Origin of the sequence: Mesorhizobium sp. B2-4-18 (assembly GCF_006441385.1) — a bacterium.
Taxonomy (GTDB): domain Bacteria; phylum Pseudomonadota; class Alphaproteobacteria; order Rhizobiales; family Rhizobiaceae; genus Mesorhizobium; species Mesorhizobium australicum.
In genome coordinates, this window is record NZ_VFUW01000012.1 from 16571 (window position 1) to 42398 (window position 25828).

18 protein-coding genes are annotated in these 25828 nt (G+C 61.6%); 3 read left to right on the forward strand and 15 right to left on the reverse strand.

Features of this window, described 5'->3' with window-relative positions:
* Positions 1-130: 130 nt before the first annotated feature.
* From FJ527_RS24705 to FJ527_RS24715, 3 genes are read right to left on the reverse strand one after another with little or no spacing between them, the layout of a single operon-like run.
* Positions 131-784 (reverse strand): PIG-L deacetylase family protein, encoded by a 654-nt coding sequence (locus tag FJ527_RS24705; RefSeq protein ID WP_140620157.1) that lies wholly within the window; start codon positions 782-784, stop codon positions 131-133.
* Positions 781-1596 (reverse strand): sugar phosphate nucleotidyltransferase, encoded by an 816-nt coding sequence (locus FJ527_RS24710; RefSeq protein WP_023774755.1) that lies wholly within the window; start codon positions 1594-1596, stop codon positions 781-783. Before FJ527_RS24710 ends, FJ527_RS24705 begins: the two co-directional genes overlap by 4 nt.
* Positions 1593-2888: a class I SAM-dependent methyltransferase gene (locus tag FJ527_RS24715; RefSeq protein WP_140824262.1), complete on the reverse strand. Its 1296-nt coding sequence runs from the start codon at positions 2886-2888 to the stop codon at positions 1593-1595. Before FJ527_RS24715 ends, FJ527_RS24710 begins: the two co-directional genes overlap by 4 nt.
* Positions 2889-3204: 316 nt before the next feature.
* Here FJ527_RS24715 and rfbC point away from each other — a divergent pair, with 316 nt between their 5' ends.
* A complete protein-coding gene (gene rfbC, locus FJ527_RS24720; protein WP_140824263.1) occupies positions 3205-3753 on the forward strand; it encodes a dTDP-4-dehydrorhamnose 3,5-epimerase in 549 nt (182 codons plus the stop codon).
* On the opposite strand, the gene FJ527_RS24725 is transcribed toward rfbC, so the two are convergent.
* The 9 genes from FJ527_RS24725 to FJ527_RS24765 form a co-directional block, all read right to left on the reverse strand.
* Positions 3748-5061 (reverse strand): DUF4910 domain-containing protein, encoded by a 1314-nt coding sequence (locus FJ527_RS24725; protein WP_140824264.1) that lies wholly within the window; start codon positions 5059-5061, stop codon positions 3748-3750. The two genes, rfbC and FJ527_RS24725, sit on opposite strands and share 6 nt — an antisense overlap.
* 5 nt (positions 5062-5066) lie before the next feature.
* Positions 5067-6128 (reverse strand): NAD(P)-dependent oxidoreductase, encoded by a 1062-nt coding sequence (locus FJ527_RS24730; protein WP_140620164.1) that lies wholly within the window; start codon positions 6126-6128, stop codon positions 5067-5069.
* Between the two features lie 198 nt (positions 6129-6326).
* A complete protein-coding gene (locus tag FJ527_RS24735) occupies positions 6327-8219 on the reverse strand; it encodes a PQQ-binding-like beta-propeller repeat protein (protein WP_181166472.1) in 1893 nt (630 codons plus the stop codon).
* A gap of 461 nt (positions 8220-8680) precedes the next feature.
* Complete coding sequence (locus FJ527_RS24740) at positions 8681-12079, reverse strand: Wzz/FepE/Etk N-terminal domain-containing protein (RefSeq protein WP_140824266.1); 3399 nt, start codon at positions 12077-12079, stop codon at positions 8681-8683.
* Positions 12080-12409: 330 nt separating this feature from the next.
* Positions 12410-13426: a glycosyltransferase gene (locus FJ527_RS24745; protein ID WP_140620169.1), complete on the reverse strand. Its 1017-nt coding sequence runs from the start codon at positions 13424-13426 to the stop codon at positions 12410-12412.
* Positions 13427-13475: 49 nt separating this feature from the next.
* The gene (locus tag FJ527_RS24750; RefSeq protein ID WP_140824267.1) at positions 13476-14456 is read right to left on the reverse strand and encodes a glycosyltransferase family A protein; all 981 of its coding nucleotides are present in this window, start codon (positions 14454-14456) and stop codon (positions 13476-13478) included.
* A gap of 241 nt (positions 14457-14697) precedes the next feature.
* On the reverse strand, positions 14698-15870 hold the full coding sequence (locus FJ527_RS24755; protein ID WP_246677790.1) for a polysaccharide pyruvyl transferase family protein: 1173 nt from the start codon (positions 15868-15870) through the stop codon (positions 14698-14700).
* A gap of 122 nt (positions 15871-15992) precedes the next feature.
* Positions 15993-17303 carry a DUF4038 domain-containing protein gene (locus FJ527_RS24760; RefSeq protein ID WP_246677791.1) on the reverse strand — a complete coding sequence of 437 codons (1311 nt, stop codon included), beginning with the start codon at positions 17301-17303 and terminating at the stop codon, positions 15993-15995.
* A gap of 60 nt (positions 17304-17363) precedes the next feature.
* Complete coding sequence (locus FJ527_RS24765) at positions 17364-18812, reverse strand: DUF4214 domain-containing protein (protein WP_140824269.1); 1449 nt, start codon at positions 18810-18812, stop codon at positions 17364-17366.
* Positions 18813-19002: 190 nt separating this feature from the next.
* On the opposite strand from FJ527_RS24765, the gene FJ527_RS24770 reads away from it, so the two are divergent.
* A complete protein-coding gene (locus FJ527_RS24770; protein ID WP_246677792.1) occupies positions 19003-20631 on the forward strand; it encodes an oligosaccharide flippase family protein in 1629 nt (542 codons plus the stop codon).
* Between the two features lie 30 nt (positions 20632-20661).
* Here FJ527_RS24770 and FJ527_RS24775 read toward each other — a convergent pair whose 3' ends face one another.
* On the reverse strand, positions 20662-21807 hold the full coding sequence (locus tag FJ527_RS24775; protein WP_140824270.1) for a glycosyltransferase: 1146 nt from the start codon (positions 21805-21807) through the stop codon (positions 20662-20664).
* Between the two features lie 135 nt (positions 21808-21942).
* On the reverse strand, positions 21943-23220 hold the full coding sequence (locus FJ527_RS24780; protein WP_140717101.1) for a glycosyltransferase family 1 protein: 1278 nt from the start codon (positions 23218-23220) through the stop codon (positions 21943-21945).
* Between the two features lie 196 nt (positions 23221-23416).
* Between FJ527_RS24780 and FJ527_RS24785 the strand changes: the two genes are divergently transcribed.
* Complete coding sequence (locus tag FJ527_RS24785; protein WP_140824271.1) at positions 23417-24547, forward strand: glycosyltransferase family 1 protein; 1131 nt, start codon at positions 23417-23419, stop codon at positions 24545-24547.
* Here the strand turns inward: FJ527_RS24785 and FJ527_RS24790 are convergent.
* On the reverse strand, positions 24540-25724 hold the full coding sequence (locus FJ527_RS24790) for a glycosyltransferase (protein ID WP_051407744.1): 1185 nt from the start codon (positions 25722-25724) through the stop codon (positions 24540-24542). The genes FJ527_RS24785 and FJ527_RS24790 overlap by 8 nt on opposite strands.
* Positions 25725-25828 lie beyond the last annotated feature (104 nt).

The window sequence follows — 25828 nt, forward strand, 5'->3', positions numbered from 1 at the left end:
GTGTCGTGCGAAGATCGCCAACCACGTCGAGGATGGCTCCTGAAGGCAAAGCCCGACCCGAAGTCTTCCCCAGGAACCATGCGCCCCCTCGGCTCAGACAAGCCCTCAAGCAAATCGGGACGGAAATCCGCTAAAGAAGTCTGGCTTTTCTGAGTGTAAACGCCTCGGCGAAATGTTCCGGGGCCCTGCACTCCATCCCGCGCAATCGCGCCAGCCCCGCGAATGTGTCGCGGTCGAACCAGTCCTTGGAGCGCTGCGTGCCGAAGTGCTGTTGCAGGAGCTCGATCTTGCGTTCCAGCACTGCGGCAGAGAGCGGCACGTAGGCATTTGGCTGGCAAAGATCGCCATCCCATTTGGGAATCTCGTATTCGACCACAAGATGATCGCGAAAGACATTCCAGGTCAGTTGATTGACCTCCCGATGGTCTTGATGGGCATCGAACCTCGCATGGGTCAGCACCAGGTCGGGATGGACGCGAGATCTTAGATCTATCAACCGCTGCTTTATCGCCCGGCTATGGGCCGGGAAATAGCTGTCTTCGAAATCCGCGATGTCGATTACGGACGACTTCGATCCTTTCAGGAACGCTTCGGCCGAAGCGCGGGCCTCGACCGACCGCTGGCCGCCGGCGCTCAGCACACACCAGTGGACGTCCAGTTTCACCCCCGACGCGATCAAACCAAGGATAGTGCCGCCGGCGCCGATCTCGATGTCATCGGAATGGGCGCCAAGGCAGAGGATCGAGAGTTCCTCCCCGCCACGTGCGAGGCCAAGCCCTCTCATGAAGCGGCCATCACCAGACCGCGCCTGGTTTTCTCGGCGGTAACTTTTCTATTCCAGGGCATGTCGCCCCGTTCGACCATGTCTTCGAGCGATTGCCAATCGCGTAGCGTATCCATCGATCGCCAGAAGCCATCATGTTTGTACGCCATGAGCATGTTGTCGTCGATCAGTCGTCTGAAAGGTTCCAGAACGAGCTCCTCGCCATCGCGCATATAGTCGAAGATTTGCGGGCGGAACAGGAAGTAGCCGCCGTTGATCCAGATCTCCGAGGTATCGGTTGTGCGGAACTCACGCACGCGACCATCTTCCGCGATATCGGCCAAATGGTATGTCAGTGGTGCGCGCACTGCGAGAAAACAACCGATCTTGCCGCTGGCTTCGAATTTCGCCACCACGTCGTCGAGATCGACGTTGGTCAGACCATCGGAGTAGTTGGCCAGGAACATCTTCTCGTTCTTAACCTGGTCCCTTGCCGCCCAGAGGCGTTCGCCGATATTGCGCCAGACCCCGGTATCAAGCAGGGTAATGCTCCAGTCCTTGACCTGGTCTCCGAGCAGTTTCACGTCTTGACCTCCCTGCGTGACCACGCAATCGGAAAAGGTCTGCGGCCGTGTGTTGAGGAAGAAATCCTTGATTACATTGGCTTTGTAGCCCAGGCACAAGACGAATTCATCATGTCCATAATCGCTGTACCACTGCATCACGTGGCGCAGGATCGGCTGGTGGCCAAGCGGGATCATCGGCTTGGGTATACTGTCGGAATAGTCGCGGATCCGGGTTCCGCGACCGCCGCAGAAGAGGACAACTTTCATCTGCCTAACTCCGATGGATCGATCACCGCCACAAAAGGAATTGGGACCACAAACCTTGCACCCCAGGAGGCGACATGGCGCATCTGTTCGATGATCTCGTCCTTCAGGTTCCACGGAAGGATGAGGATGTAATCTGGCCGGACTTCGTCGATGGCCTCGACGGATTTGATCGGGATATGCATCCCCGGTGTGAAGCGACCATGCTTGTAAGGATTACGGTCGACCGTGAAGTCGAGGAAGTCGGTGCCGATGGCGCAGTAGTTGAGCAGCGTGTTGCCCTTACCTGGAGCGCCGTAGCCACAAATCTTCTTCCCTTCGTTTTTGACCGAGATAAGGAACGCCAAGAGGTCGCGCTTGGCACGCTGCGCTTTGTGACCGAAGGAGGCATAGGTAATCATCTCCGTCAGCCCGTGGCGTTTTTCTCGGGCGAGAAGTTTGCCCACGCTGTCATCCACGCCCCAGCGACTGCCCTCATGGGCGAGATAGACACGCAGCGAGCCGCCGTGGGTGGGCAACTCCTCGACGTCGATCAGCCGCAATCCGTGGCGCGCCGCCATCAGTTCGATCGTCAGCAGCGAGAAATATGAAAAGTGCTCATGATAAATGGTATCGAACTGATTCTCCGCCATCAGCCGCTCGATATGTGGAAACTCGAGCGTGACCACCCCCTGAGGTTTGAGCAGGATTTTCATCCCGGCGACGAAGTCATTGAGGTCCGGCACCTGCGCCAGGACGTTGTTGCCAATGATGAGGTCGGCGCAATGTCCTTCGCTCATCATCTGATTTGCCAACCGAACCCCGAAGAAGTCGACCCGGGTGGTCACACCTTTCTCGATCGCGGCGCGCGCAACATTGGCTGCCGGTTCGACGCCCAGTACAGGAACGCCCAGTGGCAGAAAGTGCTGCAGCAGGTAACCATCGTTGCTTGCGAGCTCGACCGCAAGACTGTCACGGCCAAGCCCAAGCCGTCTGGTGATGGCCTCGCAATACACTTTCGAATGAGCCACCCAGCTGGAGGAGAACGAAGAGAAATAGGCATACTCGCTGAAAATGGTCTCGGGGCTCAGATACTCCTTGAGCTGCACCAGGTAGCAGGTGTCGCAGACAAGCACGTTGAGAGGATAGTAAGCTTCCATTTGGTCAAGCTGCTCGGCCTGCAGGAAGCTTTCGCAAGGTGGAGACATGCCTAGATCGACCAATGTGTGGCGCAGGCGCGACCCGCAGAGCCTGCAACCGACATTCCGGCTTGCCGCATTGTGACCGCGAACGGTTTCGATAGGCTGAATGTTCATTTCCCCGCTCCTGTCTTCTACCTAACCCGCGGGTCCGCTCCGCAGAACCCATGCCTGCCGCGCCTGAGTAGGCACATGACGGCAGGTTAGGATCCGGCCCTCTCCGCTTCGATTTGCCAATCCGTCGGGCGCGTTAATCCTTATAGCGAGCCGGCGGCGGTGATCCCGACGCCAGGCTCGCCGAACGGGTAGTCAGCTTTCATCCGCACATACCGCTATCGGAGAGGCCAGCTAAGGCTTAGGTAGCCCTTACAGCGTGGGCTGGCGACGCTGACAATTGATGCGGCAGTCTCGCTCGGCGCCGGGGAGTCAAGGCATGCAGTTCACCGAAACGGAGCTTCAAGGGGTCTGGGTGATCGAGCCTACTCCCATGCTTGACGACCGTGGTTCTTTCACCCGCCTTTTCTGTGAGAAGGAGATGGCCGATTGTGGTCTGGCGACGCGCTTTGTCCAGCACAGCCGGGCTCATTCGATCAAAAAGGGAACTCTCAGGGGGCTGCACTACCAGGAGGAGCCTTACGCAGAGGTCAAGCTGGTCTCCTGTGTCCGCGGCGCGATTTTTGACGTCGTCGTGGACCTGCGTCCGAATTCGCAGACACGCTACAAGTGGCTTGGTTTCGAGCTGACTTCCGAAAACATGAAGCAGCTCTATATCCCTGCCGGGTTCGCCCACGGCCTCCAGACCCTAACCGACGGCACCGAGGTCTCGTATCTCATATCACAGTTCTATACGCCCAACGCTTCGACCGGCGTTCATTACAATGACCCCACCTTGTCCATCGGATGGCCCTTGATGCCGACGGCCATGTCGGAAAGGGACAAAAGCTGGCCCCTTATTAGACGGCGAACCGCAACGGCCTCATAAGGCTACCAGGAGCTCATGTTCCAACAGCAGTTTGGCAGCGGCGGCCAGTTCCTTGAAGGGCAGGTTCGAGCGCTCCGCCATGGCCAGGAGCGAATGCTGCCCGTCGGCGAGGTTCAGCACCCAAAGCAGGGACATCGACGTCGCCCCCGACGACTTCTGCCCTCCCACGGCTGCATAAAGGCCGCGCTTGCCGAGCTGCGGCTCGCCCTTGGGCGAGCGGTTCAACGGCGTCCAGTCCTCTTCGACAATGTCGATCACCTCCATCAAGATGCGGAAGGAATCCTCGAGATGCTCTGGCCTGATGAAGTCAAGATTGTCGGCCGAGGTGTGGTATTCGGGAAATGTGCCGTGGACGCTTCGCTGGAACATGCCGACCGGAAGATTGAACCCCGGCGAACAATATTGCCTTTCGTCATAACCGTAGGGGGAGAAATCCATCAGCTTTGCCCCGGCTCGACGCTCCAGCACGTGGGACATGGCTCGGTCAATAAAGGCGTCGCCGCGGCGGCTGCGCTTGTATGCCGGGTCTCCTGAATCACCAACGCATGACAGCACGAGACCGTGGTCGATGAGACATGTACGGTCCTCGTTGCGCGACAACCACGCGAGCGCGCCGATCGTGCCGGGAGCGAATAGGAAGCGGTAGCTGTATCGTGTCTTCCTTGCCTTGAGACTTCTCGCCAGCATTGCCAGCAGCGCCAAGCCCGAACAGTTGTCGTTGGCAAGCGAGGGATGGCAAATGTGCGCCGAGAGGAGGAATTCCCGCTCGCTCTGCCCGCGGTGCAGGTATTCGCCGTATGTGAGAGTGCCGTCCTCGAGCTCGGCGTCGATCTCCACACGGTAGAAACCGTCGGGCAGGTCGGCCACACGCACATGGGCTGCGCAGAAGCCCCAGGTCGGGGCGTAATAGCTGGTGCGGTAGGGGATCAGCTGCGGCTGTTCGGGCAGAGTATGAATGTGCGGCCTCAGCTCGGCGAGCGGCAGGATGCCCTTGAACGGCAAGCTGTAGTTGACGACGTGCAGGTTGGAATCCGCAAAATCGAGGACCGTCTGTCCGTCCGGGCCTGTGATGGTTGCAGAGCGTATGTTCCATTCCTTTGGAACGGTCCAGTCGAACAGCTGCGTCCCGGTGGGCACTTCGTGCCGTTGCAGCTCGATATGCTCCGAAAGGACATCCAGCGTTGCTCGCACGCCGTTTCCGGTGATGCTCCGGCAGATAGGAAACAGACGTTCGGCCAGGGCATAAATTTCTTGACCGACTCCGGTTGCCGGCGGCTGGCCGATCCCGGCGGGGTTCAGGTGTTCCATCCAGCTTATCCGAGCGCCTCCTCCAATGGCTTGGATACTCCCGCGACCCGCATCCGCTCGTCCAGAAGTCCGCTGGTCAACAAATGCCTGATATGGCCGATACGCTGGAAGCGGGGCCCCTCGAATTCCTCCAGCGTGACATTCGACTTCCGGTATGCCTGGTAGAGCTGCTCGGCACCCTTGCGCGCATCCCATTGTGGCCTGAAGGCAGGCAGGGCAAGCGCGATCTTGTCGAAGTTGACCCGATAGGAGCGTTTGTCGGGTCCGGCGTCGGGCGCGAGTTCAAGCCGGCAATCGGGCACGATCTCGGCGACGATCTCGGCAATGTCCCGGATCCTGTAATTGTGGTCGGTTCGTCCCACATTGAAGGCTTGATCGTGAATGGCCTCGCGGGGCGCCTCCAGCCCGGCAATGAATGCCCTGGAAATGTCCTCGATATGGACAATCGGCCGCCACGGTGTTCCATCGGACTTCAGGAGGATGACGCCTTTGGTGACCGCCCACGCGACCAGATTGTTCAACACGATGTCGAAACGGAGCCGCGGCGAGAGCCCATAGGCCGTGGCGGGGCGGAAATAGGTGGGAGAAAAGCTGTTGCTGGCCAGTTCGGAAATATCCCGTTCTGAAAGGACCTTGGACCAACCATAGGGCGTTACCGGATTCAGTTCGCCAGTTTCATCGACCATCCCGTCGCCCGCCTGTCCGTAATTGCTGCACGACGAGGCGAACAGGAAGCGCGACACGCCGGCGTCCTTGGCTGCCTTGGCAAAGCGGACGCTCCCCTGATGGTTGATTTCATAAGTGATGTCCGGATCAAGGTCGGACAGCGGATCATTGGAAAGGGCCGCAAGGTGGATAACGGCATCGAACCCTTCGAGGTCGCGCGCATGCACGTCCCTGACGTCCTTTTGGACGGATGGAATTGAAGCTCGCTCGCCCCCAGCGGCAAAGGTGCAGCGCCGGTAGAGATCGCTGTCATACCCCGTCACCGAATGCCCGGCACGAAGCAGCATCGGCACCATCACCGACCCGATATAGCCTTGATGGCCGGTTACCATGACTTTCATCGCGCATCTTCCTCAAGCAGATAGTGATGGTGCAGAGCCTACCGAGGCTCAAAGAGCTGGGCGAGAACGCCAATAGGCGGTCGGAATGCCCTGTTGGACGAGGCCCTGCCGCCGAATAGGTCATTCGGTTGGTGCGCGCCTAATCCTTTCGGATGTTGTCTCAGGGACCGCCGAAACCGTGTTTTTGGAGCTCGAGTCCTACGGTCCGAAGACGAACAGCGCGCGGCCGGCCTCGATCGCGATGGCCTGCCGGCCGTCCACGGTGAACGAGATCGGAGCGGCTCTCGTCTCTCCGCCAAGCGGCACGCGCCAAAGCTCCTGGCCGGAGGCGGAGTCGAGCGCGAACAGCACCCCTCCGGAGGCGCCGAAAACCAGCCCGCCGGCGGTCGCCAGTAGGCCGCCGTAACCTGAGTCCTTTGCCGTGGGGGAGCGGAATTCCCATTTCCTCTCGCCAGTCGCAGCATCGAGCGCACGCACGGCCCGCACCGGCGGAGAAACCCACGCGGCCCCGCTTGCGACAAACAGCCCCCCCTCCCCTCGTTGGACATTGTCCGGATCGGTTTTCGTAAAAATCGATGCCCCTTCGGTCGTCGGCACGAAGACCAGCCCTCGGCCTTGGTCGAAGGCCGGATTTTGCCAGTTCGTTCCTCCGCCGCCCGGCCGTATGAGGCGCCCCTGGGTCGAAGCGCCCGCCGACAGGACCGGCCGCCCCGCGTGATCCAGGCCATCGGCCCAATTCTGCTCCACGAAGTTCACGCCGGTCAGGAATTCCCCGGTGACCCTGTCGAGCACATAGTAGAATCCGTTCCTGTTTGCCCAGCAAATCACCTTGCGTTTGACGCCGTTGATGGTGAGATCGGTAAGGATAGGCGTCTGGTTGGAGTCCCAGTCGTGTTCGTCATGGGGCGTGAACTGGAAGTGCCATGCGAGCTTGCCGGTGTCCGCATGCAGCGCGACCGCGCTATTGGTGTACAGGTTGTCGCCGGGGCGTACGTCGCCATTATAGTCCGGGCCCGGGTTGCCCACGCCCCAGTACACGAGATCGAGCGACGGATCGTAGCTACCCGTCACCCATGTCGGGCCGCCGCCGGTTTGCCAGGCGTCGTTCTTCCACGTCTCGTGCCCCGGTTCGCCAGGACCGGGGATGGTGTTGAATTTCCACAGCTGCTTGCCGCTCGCGGGATCGTAGGCCGCCAGAAATCCGCGAATGCCGAACTCGCCGCCGGCAACGCCGACCACGACGGCATTGCTTGTGGCCAGAGGCGCCCCGGTCATCGTGAAACCTTCGGAGGGCTTGGCTACCTGGGTTTCCCACACCTCCTTGCCGGTGTTGGCATCCACCGCGACGAGGACGCCGTCCAAAGTGCCCAGGAAGAGCGTGCTGCCGAGAACGGCAACGCCTCTGTTTACCCTGCCGCAGCACATCGGCAGATTATCGGGCAAAGGCCTGTCGTACTTCCAGATCACCTTGCCCGATATGGTGTCGAAGGCAATGATGCCGGCAGGAGGCACGCTGGTGAAGAGCGCTCCGCCGATGACAAGCGGCGTCGCCTCTAGAACACGGTCATCGGTGTCGAGCTGGCTGATCCAGCGGACACGAAGCCGGGGCACATTGTCCTTTGTGATTTCGGAGAGCGGCGAATAGCGCCGACCGTCCAGCGAACCCGAATAGGTCAACCATTGGCCCGAATTCGGAGCAATCAGATCGTCGCCCTTCACGCGGATATCAAGATGGGGCGCGTTGTCGTCGCTCGTGGCCGAAGTCCTGGCTTGGAGCGATCTGATATAGCTTACGACCTTCCAACGGTCGTCGAACGGCAGATCGGCGTGGGACGCCATGGAGGTTGCGGGAATACCGTCGCGCACGACCTTGTAGATGGCCAGGTCGCTGTCGCCGTGTCTGAGTGGCCGGTCGAGAAGCGGAGCGTGTGTCCCCGATCCATCGTGGCAGGCCGCGCAGTTCCTGCGAAATATATCGGCGCCGCTGGCGCGATCCTCCGCACTGACAAAAGGATTGCTGACGGCGGCATCCAGGGAGCGCCCTTCCGTCACCGTCGTGGTCAAAACGAACCCGCTCGAAGGGTTCGTCATCTGAAGAAGCTCCGACCAGGACAAGTCCGGAACTCCCCCAAACACCTTACGCGTATAGAGCTGGACTCTCCAGGTTAGTGAATGCCATATCTTTGTACTTTTCGCCTCATCTTCGGGCTTATGCATATTATTGTATAATACAAATCCACCCACCACTGCGATGAAAACAGAAATCATCGCAGCGTACAAAAATCGTAACTTCCATCTTCTCTTGGCGGAATGTGCCATCTATCTTGGCATTTTTCCTGTCTGCCGCACTTTACTGTCGTGCTTGTTATCACGCGAGCGAAGCGGTCACATCGAGACCCCTTTCCTGTCAGCCACCGACAGGAGTCAAGGACAGACACCCTTATCGTCCCGATACGGTTGGTCGACGGATGGTGCATGTCAAGGGACTTTCCCAGCAAGCGGGGCCCGCCCGCAAGAAATGCAAAAGGAGTAGCCGCACGAAGACGTAATCCCTAAGCCCTACGAATGGCTCCTAGCCGCATTGCCGATCCACGCAACAAGAGTGGTAGTTCGCGCAGGAAAAGCCGGCTTGCCGAGGGCAATCCGTAGGCGGCGAGATGCTTTCGAGACCCTGCGGGAGCCCCGGTGATCAACACGCCGGCTATCGGTGCCCTGCCCGCACGCATCGACCGCACGAGGTCCTTCAGCACGTCCATGGAGGTTCTGCCCCATCCGGCGACCAGGATGATGCCATCGAGAACCGGGTTGACCGCCAATTTGGAAGATCCCGAAGCGAACGAGGGGAGGACCACGATGACAATATCGTACGATTGCAATTCGGCGAGGGCGCCGTGCATCGCCTGCGGGACAAGCAGTTCACCGGCGCTCGAAGACAAGCATGGAAGCAGATCGAACTTCCGGTTCGGCACAGACACTATGCTCGACGTGATGGGGCCTGCCGCCCGCTCGCCAGCGGCAGGCAAAGCCGTCAGCAGCATCCTGGTCAGATCCGGACGAGAGGAGTTCGCATCGAGGAGCAGCACGCGCTTGCCGGACATCGAGTAGAGCGAAGCGAGGTTGATCGCCGTCAAGCATTTGTCCTCGTCCTCCGCCGTCGATGTGATGCCCAGCCATTTCATGGGACGGGCGCCGCCGGCGAGGCTGATCGCGGTCTTGACCCGTCTGAGGCTGTGGCTGAGGGGCGAATATGGAGAATTCGTCACCTCGTCCGTTCGGCCGCCACGTCCTCTCCGTCCGAACGGCGGCAACTCGCCCATGCATTCCAGCCCAAGCCCCTCACGGACTTGCCGCGGCGAACGAATGGTCTTGTCGAACATGTTCCGGATGAAGGCTTGGGCCACTCCGACCATGATGCCGAAGAGAGCGCCGAAAGCCAGCATCAGCGAACGTCGCGGATGGCTGGCTGACGGCGATGGCGAAGCAGGCGTGATTACCCGCAGGTCGGCAATCGGATATGTTTCCTGGTTGAGCGAACTGGTGTGCGCCTGCAAGAAGTCGCGGTACATCTTGCGGTAGATGTCCGCGGTAAGATCGAGTTCTTCGAGCGTAGAGTCATGCATCTCGCCGCCCGCATTCTCCATCGCCTTGTCCTGGACCGCCGCGTCGCCCGACGGTCTGCCGACGCTGTAGTCGTGCCGGGCGCGGAACTCCTGGGCGATCTGCGTGGCGTTGTTCATTTGGCTCCGCAATTCCTCGAGACGTTTATCGAGCCACGCGCCATCCTCATTGGCCACCGCTCCCTTGGTCCCCAGCTGTTCGAGCACGAGGGCGTTCGCGATGGCGTTGGCTACCCTGGCCGACAATTCGGGGTCGTGGGAACTGAAGGAGATTTCGATCGCGTAGGAGCCACCCAGCTGACGGATGTCGAGTCCGTTCTGAAAGGCCTGCATCGTATGGCGGGTGCGCCTGAATTCCGCGATCTCGGACGCCGTGCCGTCGGCGCTGCCCGAAAGCGGTTGTCCATCGCCGGCGGATTCAGACCCACCGGCAGCCGCTCTTGTCCGCAAGCCCAGCGTTTTCAGCACAAGCGCCCCGAATTGGTCAAATCGTTCGGCCAAGGTAAGACTTTGCGGCCGATTGAACGTCGCGTCGTCCCGCAGGTTGAGTGAGTCGATGACCATCATCGCGGTCCTTTCCGACCTCATGAGGGCGATCCGACTTTCGATCTGCGCTGTATCGAGGGACACGTTGGCTTCGCGCGGCTGCTGCTGGAGCAGCTTGGCGAGGTTCGGCTCGATGAGGATCTGGGTGCTCGCCGTGTAGGTCGGGTCCGTGGTCACGACGTAGAACCCCGCCGCGAGGAGGCCTGCCGCCAGGCAACCCGTGATGGAGCGCGCGTACAGCTTCAGGAAGCCGGTAATGTCAGAAAGGCCGATGAATTCGCGGTCGATGGGATTCTCCCAGCCGGACGCGGGCGGCCACTGCCCGGATATCGCCGCATGTCTGGCGACAGCCGGATCATCGATCAGTTCCGGGGATTGGTATCCCTGCAACGACCGTTCGCGGGCATGCCTGTTCCTGCGGGCGAGCGCCCTGGCTGAGGCGACGACGGCGAGTGCGATGAAGAAAACGATGCCGGGATCCGCGCTCCCGCCCGAAATGGAGGCGGCGACGATTCCTGCCAGGGCGCATGCCCGGACGGACGATACCACCGCATCCGTTTCGCGATCGACGTAAGGCCTCAGTCCTCCCAGTCCACGGATCAGCACGCCCAGGAGCGTCGCCATCATCAGGCTGCCGACGAAGCCGAGCTGCGAGACGACGGCAATCGGCCAGCTGGAAGCGCGCGAGCTGCCGAACCCGACGCCCAGGCCGCTGGTGTCGGCGAAGGACTGGAGGCTCTTGACGTTCCAGTAAGTCCGTTCGTGACCGGAGTCCGTGCTGCCCTTGCTGATGATGGTCGAGTCGATGAGGTCGATGACCGGATCGAGGATCCGTTCATCGTAGACGATGATCGCCATCACCGCGCAGACCCCGATCGTCAGGAGCGCGACGATCAGGATTTCATCGGCAGTGACACGACCGGCCAGAAACGAACGTGCGAGGGAAAAGGCAACGGGAAGGCTCAGCGCGGCCAAGCCGACATATGCCGTCGACGACGTGGAAAGCAGCAGCAGCAGCAGCATGGCCGCCGACAGCCAGCTGGCCAGCCGAGAGCCTGTCTTGCGCCAGTAGACGTAGCAAAACGACAGGCACGCCAGGGACGCGCCGCCGAAGGCCGATGCTTCGGAATACGCTCCGGCAAGGCGGAAGAAACCCGACTGGATCTGGTCCGTGAGCATCGCGTAGCTGGCGGTCCGGATCACCAGCAGAAGGTCCCCGGCTCCCGCGAACTTGCCCGCCAAATCGAGCAGTCCCATGGTCACATGGAGGACGCACCAGACGAAAAAACCGCGCCGGATCTCGTCTGTCCTGTCCTTGTTGAGGAGCAGGACGCAAAGGGCGATGGCCGTGAGGCCGCCAAGAATGAAATATCCGGTTTGCGAGATGTTGGACGAGACCGGCCCGAGCGAGGCCTCTACTACGACGCCGTGGCGCGTGGTGGATTGCACGAACGCGCTGGTCTGTCCCGCGAACAGGCGCGGGAAAAGCCACGCTCCGGCCGCCGCATAAAACATAAGACCAATGAGAACCCATACGGGCCGGATCTTGCCGAACACATCGCCGAGGTCCTGCCAGATCCGCCTCCTGGCGGCGACCCCCATCAGCAGAAGAGCGCCGAAGAAGGTGTAGATAAGCGGCGACGATCCGCCCAGCGAACTGAGCGTCATCAGGGCCGTTGAGCCGAAAGCCAGCGATGCGACAAGCCCTACGATCAGAGGCGCCCGGTAGTAGTAGGCCAGCAGCAGCACCGCCGCGCAGACAACGAGACCGGCAGGCGAGATCTGCATCTGTCGTCAAGCCCGCCCGAGCCGGCCGCAGCCCTGCGTTTCCTTCATATGGCTGGCTCCCCGCGCATCGGCATGCATGTCATAGTTTCCTGGGCTGGCGACCCGCGATAATGTCCCGGTTCCGGGCGCGGCGCCGATGCCTGACTTTTCGGGAAACGACGCCTGGCCGGCAAGCGTGGCAATGGGAGTAGGAGGCGGCGACAAGGTTGAGCGCACTATCCTTTTGCCGTATTGCCATACCTCCATAAGCCTATCCATCGGCTCTTTCGGATCGTATGGACCTACTTCGACGACATGGCGCCGTCCGGCTCCGGGTTCGCGGCCGCCGCGTCACTGCGAAAGCAAGGACAGTATCTTTCGCCTGCGTGTGTATCTGCGCCAAGGATACACCCACTTCATGCGAAATCTGTTGCGCTCCCGATGGGAAAGACCCGCAACTATCTGCGCCTTTGGAGGGACCGGAAGCGTGACGCTGCAGTTTCGCAGCACCGACTCCGCCTGGCGATAGAATTTGTTGAAATACTCATCCCAGGGCCAGCCGGGTGCGTCCCACGGCTTGGGCGCGCCGACGAAGTGCCAGATCGTTGGCTTGAATCCCAGCTCGCGCGGATCCAACGCCATCATGTATTCGCTCTGATAATTGTAGCGAAGAGGCAGAAAGTCGACGTTTCCCTGCGCCGCGTGATTGAGCGCGCTTTGATCGGACGCGATGCAGCGGTCCGGATGCTCACGCAGAAACTTGATGGCCGACGATGCTATGGAATTCCACGCATTTTTCGATGCATATATTACGCCTGAATTGAAATATGCCGTCGGACTGCAGCCCAAATCTGTCAGATGGGCTATGTCTTTCCCTTTAGACAGGCTCAATTCATCAATGTAAATTCTCATGAAGTCCGGTACCGCCATCAGACCGTGCTCGGGCGGCGAAATTGCCAACAGGCTGTCGAGCTCGTCGTCCACCATGGTGTCGCCGTCGATGTACAGAAGGCGCCCGATATCCTCTTCCAACAACGAGCCGATCCACAACCGTGCCAGCGCTATCGGGGGAACGACGTCACGGTGAAATCGGGAGAGTTCAGCCAGCTGCGGGAAGCTCGCCGCCTTGATTGATATCTTCGTCCCGGAAACAGCCGCGCCGAATTGCTGTAACCACGCCTGTTTCGCATTGACGACGAACAGATAAATGGAGATGTCGCCGCCAGTATGGGCATCGGCGGACAATGCCGTTGCGAACGTCGGAAGAAAGTAGTTCTGGTCCGTGACCAGAACCACCGCCACCTTGCCGGAGGTTTTTTCGCGTTGGTTTTGTTGGGCAAATGGCAAGGTCACGATCAGATCCGACATCTATTGCCCAATCGATGTTGAGCGCTTTGCAAAATTCCGAGAAACACGGCTAAGGGCGCGTCGCTCCAAGAACCTCCAAGATGACCCGTCTCGCACGTTTGAGGGAGCCGTCCGCCGTGAACAGATGACCGATGGGCGGCAGAAACATGGAGGCCGGGTCAAGCCTCCGGCCGAATTTGAAAAGTTTGGCGCCGGCCGCGCGCTTGCCCCTTATCAGATGCGATAGTGCCGACCAGTAAGCGGCCGCCGCCAGATGGCGCCGGACCATGCGAAGAAGCGCCGGCGCGTTGGGCATGGTGCTGCCTTCGTGAGCAAAGAAGCTCTCCAGCACGGTTTCATACTCCTGCAGTCTGCGGAGCCCGTCCTGCCACATGACTTGAGAGATATTGGTCGTGTGTTCGCGCGTTATCGCCAGCGGCACGGACAGCTCCGCAACGGATCCGAAGCGGGCCAGGCGCAGAGCCATCTCCAGGTCGTCGAGCAGAGGGACGGACGGCCGATAGTGGCCGACTGCCTTCTGCACCGATGTCCGCACGAGCATGGCATGGGCGGTCAGGTTGAATCTCATCTTCCGGCAGCAGGTCTCGATCAGCCGGTTGCCATCCGTCAGGGTCCAGCCGTCGGCCTGCGCAGACAGGGTGGGAAGGTCGTTCCCGACCCATGGCGCCATGTGCTTGCCCAGCACGAACGATACCTCCTTGAAGCGGTCGAGGAGCGCCATCCCAAGGCGAAGGGCTCCCGGCATGAGCAAGTCATCGGCGCAGAGGATCATGAAATAATCGGCGCGGGCCAAATCCACGCCTTCGTTGAACGAAGCATGGGAACCGACATTCACCGGATGCCAGATGGCCTCGATCCTGTCATCCGTCGCCGCCAGCCGATGCGCCACCTCGACGCTGTCGTCGGTGGAGGCGTTGTCGATGATGACGATCCTGACATCCTCGACTCCCTGGACAAGAACGCTTTGAACGCATTGCGGCAGGAAGTGCGCATAATTGTAGCAAGGGATGACAATGTCGACGCTGGCCATCAATCAGAACCTCCGATGAGGATGAGGATTGCCAGGCTCGCTGGCGTCCTTATAGGCTTCTTCAGCATTGTTTCCATCGATGATGTTGCTCGCACGAGTGAGACCGCAACAGACTAGCATTTCGACGTCATTGTTGACCTTCAGACGATGGATGTAGCCCCTACTCCTGGTCCGCAACTTTCGGATGAACGCCGTTGCGCATTGCCTGGAGGCGCAATGCGGGCGATCAACACCATGCGCTTCAACCGATCACGCCGGCGAGGAGGCAGGCGTCCTGCCTGTCGACCTGCTCCCTGAACTCGACGAGACGCTCGCCAATTGCCTGTTCGTGCTTTTCCCTGGCAGCCGCCAGCTGCGAAAACTGCGCGATCAACGTTTCGACATTGAAGGTCTCGACATGCTGGCAGTACTCGCCCAGGCCCATTTCTTCCATCAGCACATCGTTCTTCCTCGCGTAGCTCAGCGAGATGGTCGGCCTGCGCATCATCAATGCGCAGACGATGTTGTGGAACCGCGTGGCGACGACGATGTCGGTCAGCGCCATCTGCCCCATGACGTCGCCCAGCGAATGGACCTGTTCGTGCGCCAGCCTCGAGCCGGGCCGCAGGTCACCCACGGCCGCCCGGAGCGCGTCGACGGCGATGCTGTCTTCTTCGTCGCCTATGAGAAGCCGGACATCGTGGCCGCTGTCGAGGAGGTGGACGACGAAACGCGCCAGTTTGCCGATATAGCCGGTAAGGATCGACTGACCGCCTTCGGCAAAGCCGTACCAGCCGCGATAGGCCATGATGCCGACGCCCACCTTCAGCGCCTCCGGCCGAGTCCGAGGAGATCGAATTGGCGCGGGCAGGCCGAAGGCGAGGTCTGGATAGATCGCGTCTCCACGGGTGTCGAAGCCGACGCTTTCCATGAATTCCCTGGATTGCAGGTCGCGGTAGGACCGGTAATGAGCCAGGCGGGCCGCCGACGTCATCAGCAAGCGGCTCAGCCGGTTCCTGATCGGGCCGGCCCCGATGCTGACAAAGGCGATGCGCGTGCCGACGAGGCGAGCGGCGAGACACCATTTGAGGATGTCGTAAGGCATGCCCGCCGGCCTCTCCCCGAAATCGTCCAGGATTCCGGTGCCTGGGAAGATCATCACGTCGGACTTGCGGATGCGGCTAACCGTCTGCGCGAAATCGGCAAGTTTTCCGGGGATTTTCAGGAGCAGCCGGTTGATGCGTCCGGACAGGCCCGCCGCAGGCCCGTTCCGCCGGATCGGCGAGGTCTCGATCCCAAAAGTCCGTTTGACCACCTCGGGTTCGCCGCAGACGCATGAAAGGTCCGCCTCGGGCCTCTCTCTCCTCAGAAACCCGACCATTGCTTCGAGCGAACCTTCATTGCCGAAATTGCCGGAGCCGAAGAGCCCGAACAATGTTATTCTTCGCGGCGCCCGGAGCACCTCCGTGCGGTGGCCGCTTGGCTGACGGGACGCCGCTCCGATCGCACCGGTGCTCGCCAGGCTGTCAAAGCTGTCTGCGGCGTCGTTCCTGGCGGTCATTGGCTTTGTACCGGTTGCGTACGGAGTTCCAGCATCCAATCGGTGTGATCGCCTTTTGGCGGCACGAAATACCGGACATTCATGGAAAACGGTGACCCGGGAGCCGCCTCGCTCCCTCCCGTGGAAGGATCGATCCAGCGAGCCGAGACTTGCGGCCCGGCGAGCTTTTCAAGGTCGAGGGTAATGCCCCTCCCGTTGGGAAGGTAGACGAGTGCGAACGACCCATCCTTGCTCCGCGCCGACATCGTCCGGGCGTGGTAGCTGCCCTGTCCCGCGATGAGGAAGTCGTTTCCCGTATCAGGTTCGAGTTCCCACCATCTGATCGACGAAAAATATTGATGGAGAACCTGCATGCTCCTGGCCCCCGGACTGTCGAGCGCCTGCTGCCAGGTCGTGTCCGCCGGCCAGAGGCCCGGACCGCCGAAGTGCCAGATCGGGTTGTTGCCGAATATTTGTCCCGAAGCGCCGGAAAGAACCGCCTGGTAGGCCTGCACCCGCACGCGGTGCGCGTCCGCGCCGAACTCGTTTTCGTAGGCGCTCTCCATCAGGAAATACGGCATCTCGCCCGAGGCGTGCTGGACAAGCGCCGCCGCGTGGACGGGCTCGTAGGTGTAGACATTGTCCACGGAAAGCCACGGTTCGCCCCGCCAGTAATCCAGAGCCGCCGTTTCGGGCGCGTTGTGCACGGTTTGCAAGGCATTCGGGTCGATTTCCCGGATCCCTTCCGCGACCGCCCTGACCAGGCTCTTGTCCGGCGGATTGTAGTCGCCGCCCTCCACCCAGATGATGTTTCCGAGGCCGCCATAGCGCTGTCCGACGAATCGGCCGTAGGCTCGCAGGCTTTTCTCGCCGCCGGCGGCCATCTCCTGGTACCAGCCCTGGTCCCCTCCGCCATAGCCGAGATAGGAAGGAACGAGCAGCACCACGAAACCGAGATCGCGCGCCCTGCGCAAGACCCAGTCGGCATGCCTGAAATAGGCTTCGTTGGGGGCGCTGAAGTCGCCATCGCGAAGGAAAGGGCGGTCGCCATAGGCATTGGCGGGAGCGTTGCGGGCAAAGCGATGCTCGATGAGGTTGATCAGCACCGTGTTGAACCCGCGTGCCCGCCGGTCACGAAGGTAGACATCCGCATCCTCGCGGGTCAAATCGGCGATCAGCGACCACGCGGCGTCGCCATTGATCAGAAAGGCACAGCCGGCAGCGTCTTCCAGATATCGCTTGCCGGGTTCCACGCGCAGAGGGAACGGCTGCTGGGCCGCCATGGGCGCTTCGCAGGCATGGCCGACCAGGGTCGTCGCAGCCAGCATGCAAAATGCGAGGCCACAGAAGCGCAGATCCATGACGGTCCAGACCTCTTCAGCCGCAGGCTAGTTTGCCATTTCGGCGGCGGGGGCCGTTTTCGCGGTCGCGGCGAGGTGGACGGCATACTTGTCGGTGAATTCGCTGGAGGTGATCATGCCGCGGGCTATGGAATCCCTCGACATCGAGCCGTCCCGCAGCTGTTTGGAATAGACGTCCAGCCCGTACCCGTCGCCGTCCCTGTCCATGAGCAGCCGGTAGAGGAAGCCGACATAGGCACGGTCGCTCAGGCCGATGATGCAATACTTCCTCAAGAATTCCCGCGAATGCATCAGGTCGATCATCATTTTGGGGACATCGGCCGAGCCGTCGTCCAGGGCAGCGGACCACCGTTCGATATCTTCATCGCTGGCCTTGCGCCCCAGTATCAGGCAATGACTAAAACTCGCCTGGCGCATGGTGGCGGTCACGATCTTGCCGCTGTCCGCGAAATCGCAGCCGCGCTCCGGCCTCGGCAGCGGCCGCGGGCCGAGTATCAAGTCCCTCACCGCAATGTATGCGGCCTTAGGCCCTGCCGGGCTCCAGCCGCGCTCCGCCGAGCCGACAAGCCTGACCAACCCCATCGATGCTTCGAAGTCGGGCGCCCAATAGGTTTCATCCAGAAGCTCATAGATGTGAGCGGCTTCCACGTTGTACTTGGCCTGCAGCTGGCGCAGCCGCAGCATGGACTGCATCAGTCCTTCGGCCTGCTGTCTTTCGCTTTGCCGGCTTCCGTAAGGATTGTTGAATTCGGTGACCCAGATCGGCTTCCCGTAGCTGGCGAGCACCTTGAAGGCGGGCTCGGGATCCTGGCCATACATATGCCAGACCGAGATGTCCCATTTGATGCCGTCCTGCTTCATTCGTTCGAATGCCCCGGTGTGGCCCCACCCCGCAGTGCCCATCGCCTTGCGAATGCCCGGGTCGACTTCGCTCATGCCGTCGGACAATCCCTTCAGGACGGCGCTGACCTTGGCCCAGCGCGGGCCGAAATAGTCCAGCACTCCGGTGCCGCCGGCCGGACCCCATTCGCAGGGATATGTGGTGCCGTCATGGCGCTTCTCGCAAGCTTTGATAATGGCGTAGTTCTCCGTCTCGTTGCCCAGTTCCCAGGCGCGGATGTCATCCTTAAACCGGGATCCCAATGCGACCGCCAGAGCGCGCGTCTTGGCGTAGAGCTCGTCGGTGTTGTCTTTATCAAGGTCGACATTGCCGGGGGTGATGACGGGCAGCACCTCGATGCCGTGCTTCTTGCCCTCCGCCACGATTTCCGCCAGCCTGTCCGCCGAGGAAAGGTCGGAAATGTTCACGCGGTAGGACTTCATCCCCAGGTCTTCGAGGTAGTCGAACTGACGCTCGACCGAGATGCCTGGATAGGCCGTAATCGGGTGGCCGTTAGCCCCCCAGAGAATGTCGCCGGAGGCCGACGAGGCCATGGCGAGCAGGCAAGTCGCCCCGATCAACGCACATTTCAACATTTTCAGTGTCCCGGTTCTCACGAGGCTGCAACACTATCCTCGTCGCGGGTCGCAACAATCTGACTATTGGGAGACCGGCTTCATCCGCCTTACGTCTTTAGAATGCGGCTCATAGCCTTTCGGCCGCTATGGGCGACGGCGGCACCCCAGTACGGGCGACCGCTTCGGGACCTTCTCGCGATGCAGGGCCTTGCTGCCGCAGAAGCGGCCTCAGGCGCGCGCCCTTCGATCTCAACCGAATGTGGGACGGACCTACTTCCTTTTGGCTTCTACTTCGGACCGCCGGCCTATGTTCTCCTGCCTTGGGAGGCGGGCAGACCAGACGTCATCGGCGCTTGTTCACTCGCAGCCGGCATCCAGGACCCTCATGAGCGTCAAACGCGCACTTCTGCTGAGCACGGGCGATCGTTACATCGTGATCGGCTTGAACTTTGTCACCGTCGCCGCCGTTTCCCGCGTCCTGACCCCCGAGGAGATCGGCATCTCGGTGATCAGCCTGGCAATCCTCGGCATCGCGCTGTCGGCGCGGGAATTCGCCAGCTCGAGTTTCATGATCCAGCGTCCGGTCCTGAGCAGGGAGGACATCCGCGGGACCTTCAGCCTGATGCTCGCCCTCACGGCGGCAATCGCAGCCTTTCTGGTTGTGGCCGCTCCGGCGCTCGCGTCCTCCTTCCACGAAGAAAAACTGGTGCCTTATCTTCGGCTGGTGTCGGTGTGCCTGTTCGTCGAATTGGTGCCCATCCAGGTCGTCACGCTGATGCGCCGTGAAATGGCTTTCGGAAAGGTCGCCATGATCAACGTTGCCGGGGCGGCGACAGGCGGAGCTGCTACCGTCGCGCTGGCGCTGACCGGGTTCAGCTATATGAGCTTTGCCTGGGCCTGGCTGGCGAGCAGCACGGTCACCGGCGTGTTGGCCCTGGCGCTGCGCCCGGATTTCTGGATGTTCAAGCCGACGTTCAAGCAATGGCGCAGGATAGCCGCGTTCGGCGGGTACAATGGCGCCATCGTGTTCCTATACAGGGCCTATGAGGCCTTGCCCCTCCTGTTGCTCGGCCGTGTCCTGTCGCCACATGCGGCGGCGCTCTTCAGCCGCGGGCTGACGGTGTGCCAGATACCCGACAAACTGATCCTTGGCGGAGCCATGGCGGTCGTGCTTCCGGCTTTTTCCGCCTCGGCCAGGCAGGGCGGGGACCTTAAACGATCCTACCTACATGCCATTGAAATCATCACCGGGCTTCACTGGCCGGCATTGCTGGCCGTCGCCGCGCTGTCCTATCCCGTCGTGGACATCGCGCTCGGCCACCAATGGCAGGCGGTTGCACCGCTGGTGCAAGTCATCGCGCTGGCGTCTCTTTTCACCTTCAGCTTCGAGCTGAACCATCCCGTGATGATGGCGATGGGCTCGATCAGGGACATGTTCGTAAGGTCGCTGATCGTCGTCCCCGTCTCGGCGGTCGTCATGACGACCGCGGTCCTGCTTGCCGGACTTATGGGCGCGGCGCTGAGCCTGATGTTCATTGTGCCGTTCCAGGCCTTTGTGTCCTTGAGTTTCGTGCGTCGCAGGCTTTCGCTGCGGTGGGACGAGATAGCTGTCGCCGTCCGAAAGAGCGGCGTCGTCGCCGCGTTGACCACACTCGGCCCGCTGGCCATGGTCGTTGCCGGCGGCTTCAGCTTCGACCTGTCGTTGGGACAGGCGATATTCGCCGGGTGTCTTGCCGCGGCCGGCTGGCTGGTCGGAGTGTTCGTGACCGGCCACCCCTTGTTTGACGAAATAGTCAATGCCGGTCGAATTTTCCGCAATGCAGTTGCTCCGACATAATTGTCGGCGCCATTGCAGCGGAAGGCCGTTTCACGCCTTTCCTGGAATTGCCCCCGCAGCCAGCACGTCCCTCCATTGCTGCAGGAACCGATCCTTTGTTGCAGCTGACGCGGTGTCGCGCAGCGCGCGGCTTGTTTGTGTTTTCTCCGCGGCGCTTCGCGAAAGCGCTCTCCCCATCACTTCCGCGATCGCGGCGGGATTATCCGGCTGCACCTGCGAGCAAACGCCCCCGACGGCCTCCACGAGGGCACTGCCGGCGGACACGATCGGCAGCAGTCCCATATAGGCGGCCTCCAGCGCCGGCATGCCGAAACCTTCGAGAAGGCTTGGCAGCACGAATGCCTCGGCATTTGCGTAGAGCCAGCGCAACTGCGCGTCGGGAACATATCCCATGAGCCTCACACCCGGGACGGCGCCCGCGAGTTCCGCTATCTCCGCATAGCCGTCGCCGCGCGTTCCGCACAAGACGTATCCGACCCCCTGGCGATGGAAGCCGCCGTCTCGATACGCCTTCAGGGCGGCGACCTGGTTCTTGCGGGTTTCGAACGCGCCGACGGTGAGAAAGAACGGACCGTTTACACCGGGGACCGCCTCCGCCGGACCATCGAACAGTTCGGTGCGCAGATAAAGCGGGATTGTCTTCAGGAACCGGAAGCCGGACCCGAAAAGGATCTCGAAGTGGTGCGCCGAGAAATTGCTGACGAAAACGACGCCTGGCCCAACGCGCCGGATCTTCTCGTAGGCAAGACGATAGTTGGCGCAGGTCCGTTCGTCGTAGAGTTCGCGATGCGTCAGCGGGCCAACATCGTGGCAAAGGACAACGTCGTTCTCGCTCAGGCGTGACCTCAGGACGTAGAGCGGGTCCAGGAACAGCCGGGTGCCGCGTTCGTCGACCTTGTCACGGATCAGGAAGATTTCGCTGTCCTGGAGCCAGTTGATCTCCAGCATCATCAGCCGGGCGACAATCTTGCGGACCAGGCCCTCGGGAGCGAAGGAACCCAGCCGCCAGTGCCGGATCCCTGCCCTGCCGGGGACGAATTCCCGGGTCAGGTCCTTGGCGATGTGATAGGCCCCGGTCCTGTTCAGGATCGACAGCGAGTTGTCGAAGAGAAGCGTGCCGGCGGACGCCAGTCCGCCTGGGGCGCGTAATCCGCGCGGATCGATCCGTTTGTTCATCGTGCCCCTCTTCACACTGCGATCTGACAGGGAGCTATGCCGCTCCAGCTATAGTTCCGCTCCCGCGCATGCATAACCAACCGTCCGCTCTCGCCGCTTCGACTATCCCGGCAAGGTCGGTCCCTGCCGGGCCGGTTACCCGCTGAACTCCCCGAAGTCGGCGTCGACTTGAACCATAAGCTCGAGGTATTTCCATGCGATCCATCGCCAGGAGTAACTGCTTGCCCTGGCGTATCCCTTGGCGACCAGCCGCTCCCGCAAATCCGGGGTGAGCATCAGCAGGCGGACGGTTTCGGCCCAGGATTGGATGTCGTCGGGATCGGCATAGAGAGCCGAATCCCCACAGATTTCGGGCAGACAGGGCGAGGTCGAGGCCACGACCGGGCAGCCCGAGGCCATCGCCTCGACGGCGGGCAGCCCAAACCCCTCGATGCGCGACGGGAACAGAAAGCACAGGGCGCCTTCGAGCGCCTTCTTGAAGTCGTCGTCCCCTATCCGCCCGAGGAAGACTATGTTCCCGGGCATTTCCGGGAGGTATCGCAGGATCGTTTCCTCGTCGACATCGCCTGGCATCCAGAGATCGAGACCCATGGCGTCGAGGAGCGGGGCAAGCCTGGCGAGAAGCGCCATGTTCTTGTACTCCTGGTCCCGCCTTCCGAGACAGAGAACATAGGGTCTGCCGCGGTCGACGGTCAGGGACGATCTCGCCGCATCCCATCTCTTCGCATGGTCGCTGCCATTGTAGGTGACCACGATGTTTTCGTCCGGCGCGATGCCGAACGCCAACAGGTGGCTGCGCGAGAGCTGCGAGACGGTGGTGATGCGGGCGGCCCGCCTGCCGAGCGCCGGCAGGATAAGGCGGTGCGCCCATCGGAAACCCCGCCCGTAGCTCGACGGCATGAGCCTGGTATGCATATCGTGGATACACGCGATCTGGCGCCTCAATGCGACGGGAGCGAGGTTGCAGAAGCTCAGCAATCCTCCCGGTACATGCCAGGGCAACTGCGCCTGCACCCAGAATTGGGGGAGACGCGGCTTGCTGAATTCAGGCACGACCCGGACAGGGATGGCGTCGAGGCGGAAGGTTTCGGGAAGCGGACGCGGCACCACGAGATCGATCTCCAGGTCGCGGCCAAGCGGATGCCCTTCCGAAATGAGAGCGTCGAGGGCCATGGTCACTTCGCTGGCGTAGCGGGCCACTCCGGTCGGCCGAAGTGTCGTGAAGTCCCCGTTTATCGTCCAGCGCCGCCTCGGCGCTTCCCGGTCCGACCACGTCCATGCCGAATGCCCGATCAGCGATCCGGCGTCCCCGGCAAGCGAGGTCGCCAGCGGTGTCCTGGAGCGGTGTCCATTCAAGCGGCTGGCCGATCGTGCCGGTGGCGATTCTGTCGTGTCGAACTCGATTTTACCCATCTCCGCCTCCCCGGGCCGTCTCGGCGCCCTGGACCAGACTAGCATCGCGCGAGGCACGAAGGTCCTCGAACGTTTGAGGTAGGCAGACTGCCAAACCTCGCCTATCCGGATGATTTCCGGGTTACCCGGATGACCCGATGGCCATGGTGACCCGCCGCCTTGGAGGCCCCACACTGGAAGTTCAAAGGGGGACGGCATGGCGCGGCGTTGGACAATCAATGGGCGTTTTCTTTCCCAGCCGACAACAGGCGTCCAGCGTTATGCGCGCGAGGTCGTCCGTTCGCTCGACGCTTTGCTCGCAGAACATGGGCCCCTCGCCCGCGGTCTCGACGTTCGCCTGCACTGCCCGCCCGGGTCGCAGGAGATCCCGCTCGCTTTCATCGAACGCGTCGAAATCGGCCGCACGAGCGGCCACGTCTGGGAGCAGACGCAACTCCCCTCATCCCTCGGCGGCGGCGGACTGCTCAGCCTCTGCAACACGGGACCGCTGCTTTCCCGCAAGCATATCGTCTGCATCCATGACGCGAACGTCTGGAATGCTCCGCAGAGCTATTCCCTTGCCTTCAGGAGCTTGTACCGAACCTTGCTGCCCAGTCTCGGCAGAACCGCGTGGGGCATTTCGACCGTTTCCGACTATTCGCTGGGCGAGTTGGTCCGCCGCGGCGTCGTCTCCGCCCACCGGGCCTTCGTAGCCCCGAACGGCCATGAGCATGTCCTGCGATGGATGCCGGAACATTCCCCGGCAACCCGGCTGGCGGCCTCGCCGGAAACCATTGTCATGATCGGCAGCGCCGCCCCCCACAAGAATGTGGAACTCATCCTGAACATGGCCGAGCGCCTTGCCGCGGCCGGCCTCAGCATCGCAATCGTCGGCATGTCGGACGCGCGCGTCTTCAGGTCGGGATCCGCCAAGGCCAAAGCGCAAAACATCCACTGGCTCGGCCGTATTTCCGACGGGGAGCTGGCGGCTCTCCTTGGGGATTCGCTCTGCCTGGCTTTCCCCTCGCTCACCGAGGGCTTCGGCCTTCCCGCCCTCGAGGCGATGGCGGTCGGCTGCCCCGTGGTGGTGTCGGACCGCGCCAGCCTGCCCGAGGTCTGCGCAGACGCGGCGCTTTTTGCGCCGCCCGACGACCCGGAAGCATGGTTCGACCGTTTTATGCAGCTGCGCGATTGCGAGGACAGGCGGACCCAGATGATACGCCGGGGACGAGCGAGAGCCTCAGCATTTGGTTGGCAAGCGACGGCCTTGCGCTATCTCGAGGCGATGGCTGCAGCCGACGGCGTCGACACGCAAACGAAGGTCGTCCGAATACGCGAACTCACATGATCGCGTGAAGCGCCTGGACGGCCCCGAGCGATTCCAGGATGGCGCGATCGAAGTTCTCTTCGGAAAAGCGTCCCGCATTCCTGGCGCAGGCGCGGGGCGTCATGGCGTGGCTGTTCTCTTCGAACCGTTCGACCGCCTCCTTGAGGTGATCCACCGTCTGGGCCTTGAACAGCACGCCGGTGGGCTCGGGAGACGACCCAAGGCGCTGCACGATGTCGACCGCTCCGCCGCGGCCGAAAGCGATCAGCGGCGTTCCGCAGGCCTGTGCCTCGGCCAGGGCGATGCCGAAGTCCTCGCAGCCGGCGAAGACCATCGCCTTTGCCCGCGCCAGGGTGTCCACATAATCCTGCCGGGGCAGGTATCCGGAAAAAGTGACGTTCGGGCCGGCAAGTGCCCGCAGGCTGGCCGATTGCTGGCCTTCGCCGACGATGACCAGGCGCCGCGACGGCATCTCGTTGAAGGCCCGGATGACGAGGTCGGTGCGCTTGTAGGGGGCGAGGAAGGACGCCGAGACATAGTAGTCGTCCTTGTCCTCCACGCAGGGCAGTTCCTTCAGCGAGACCGGAGGGAAAACGACGCGCGCCTCGCGTCCGTAGATGTGCTGGATCCGCGAGCGGACATAGTTGGAGTTGGCCAGCATGAGGTCCGGGCCATGCGCGGTTCTGGTATCCCACGTCCTCAGGCGATGGAGCATGTAGCGATAGAGCATTCCCTTGGGGCCGAAGCCAAGCCGACCCTGCTGAAGATAGGAAAACTGCTCGTCCCAGGCGTAACGGACCGGGCTGTGCACATAACAAAGATGCGGCTGGTCCGGCCTGGTGATCACGCCGCGCGAAAATGCCGCCGAAGACGAGATCACCGCGTCGTAGCCCGTCACGTCGAACTGTTCGATCAGGAAGGGACAAAAGAAGAAAAGCGACCGATAGAATTTCTGCACCATCGGGATCCGGTTGGCCGCGGACGTATGGAATTCCACGTCGTGGAAATATTGCTCCTTCACGTCGGCCGGCAGGAAATCGAAAAGCGTGAAGACTTCGGCATTGGGGAGCTGCTTGCAGATCTGCGCCAGCACCCGTTCACCACCCCGGAAATTCGGGCACCAGTCATGAACGACGGCTATCCTCGCATATCTGTCGACGTCGAGCCTCGGCGCAGCCGGCACCTCCTCGATGGGCATATCGACCCTGGCCGCAAGGGCCAGATCGGAAGCGCGTTCGTGGAGCATGGTTCCCCCTTGCCTCGGCAGGCCAGCAGTCTCCATTCCTCGCAACGACCCCGGCA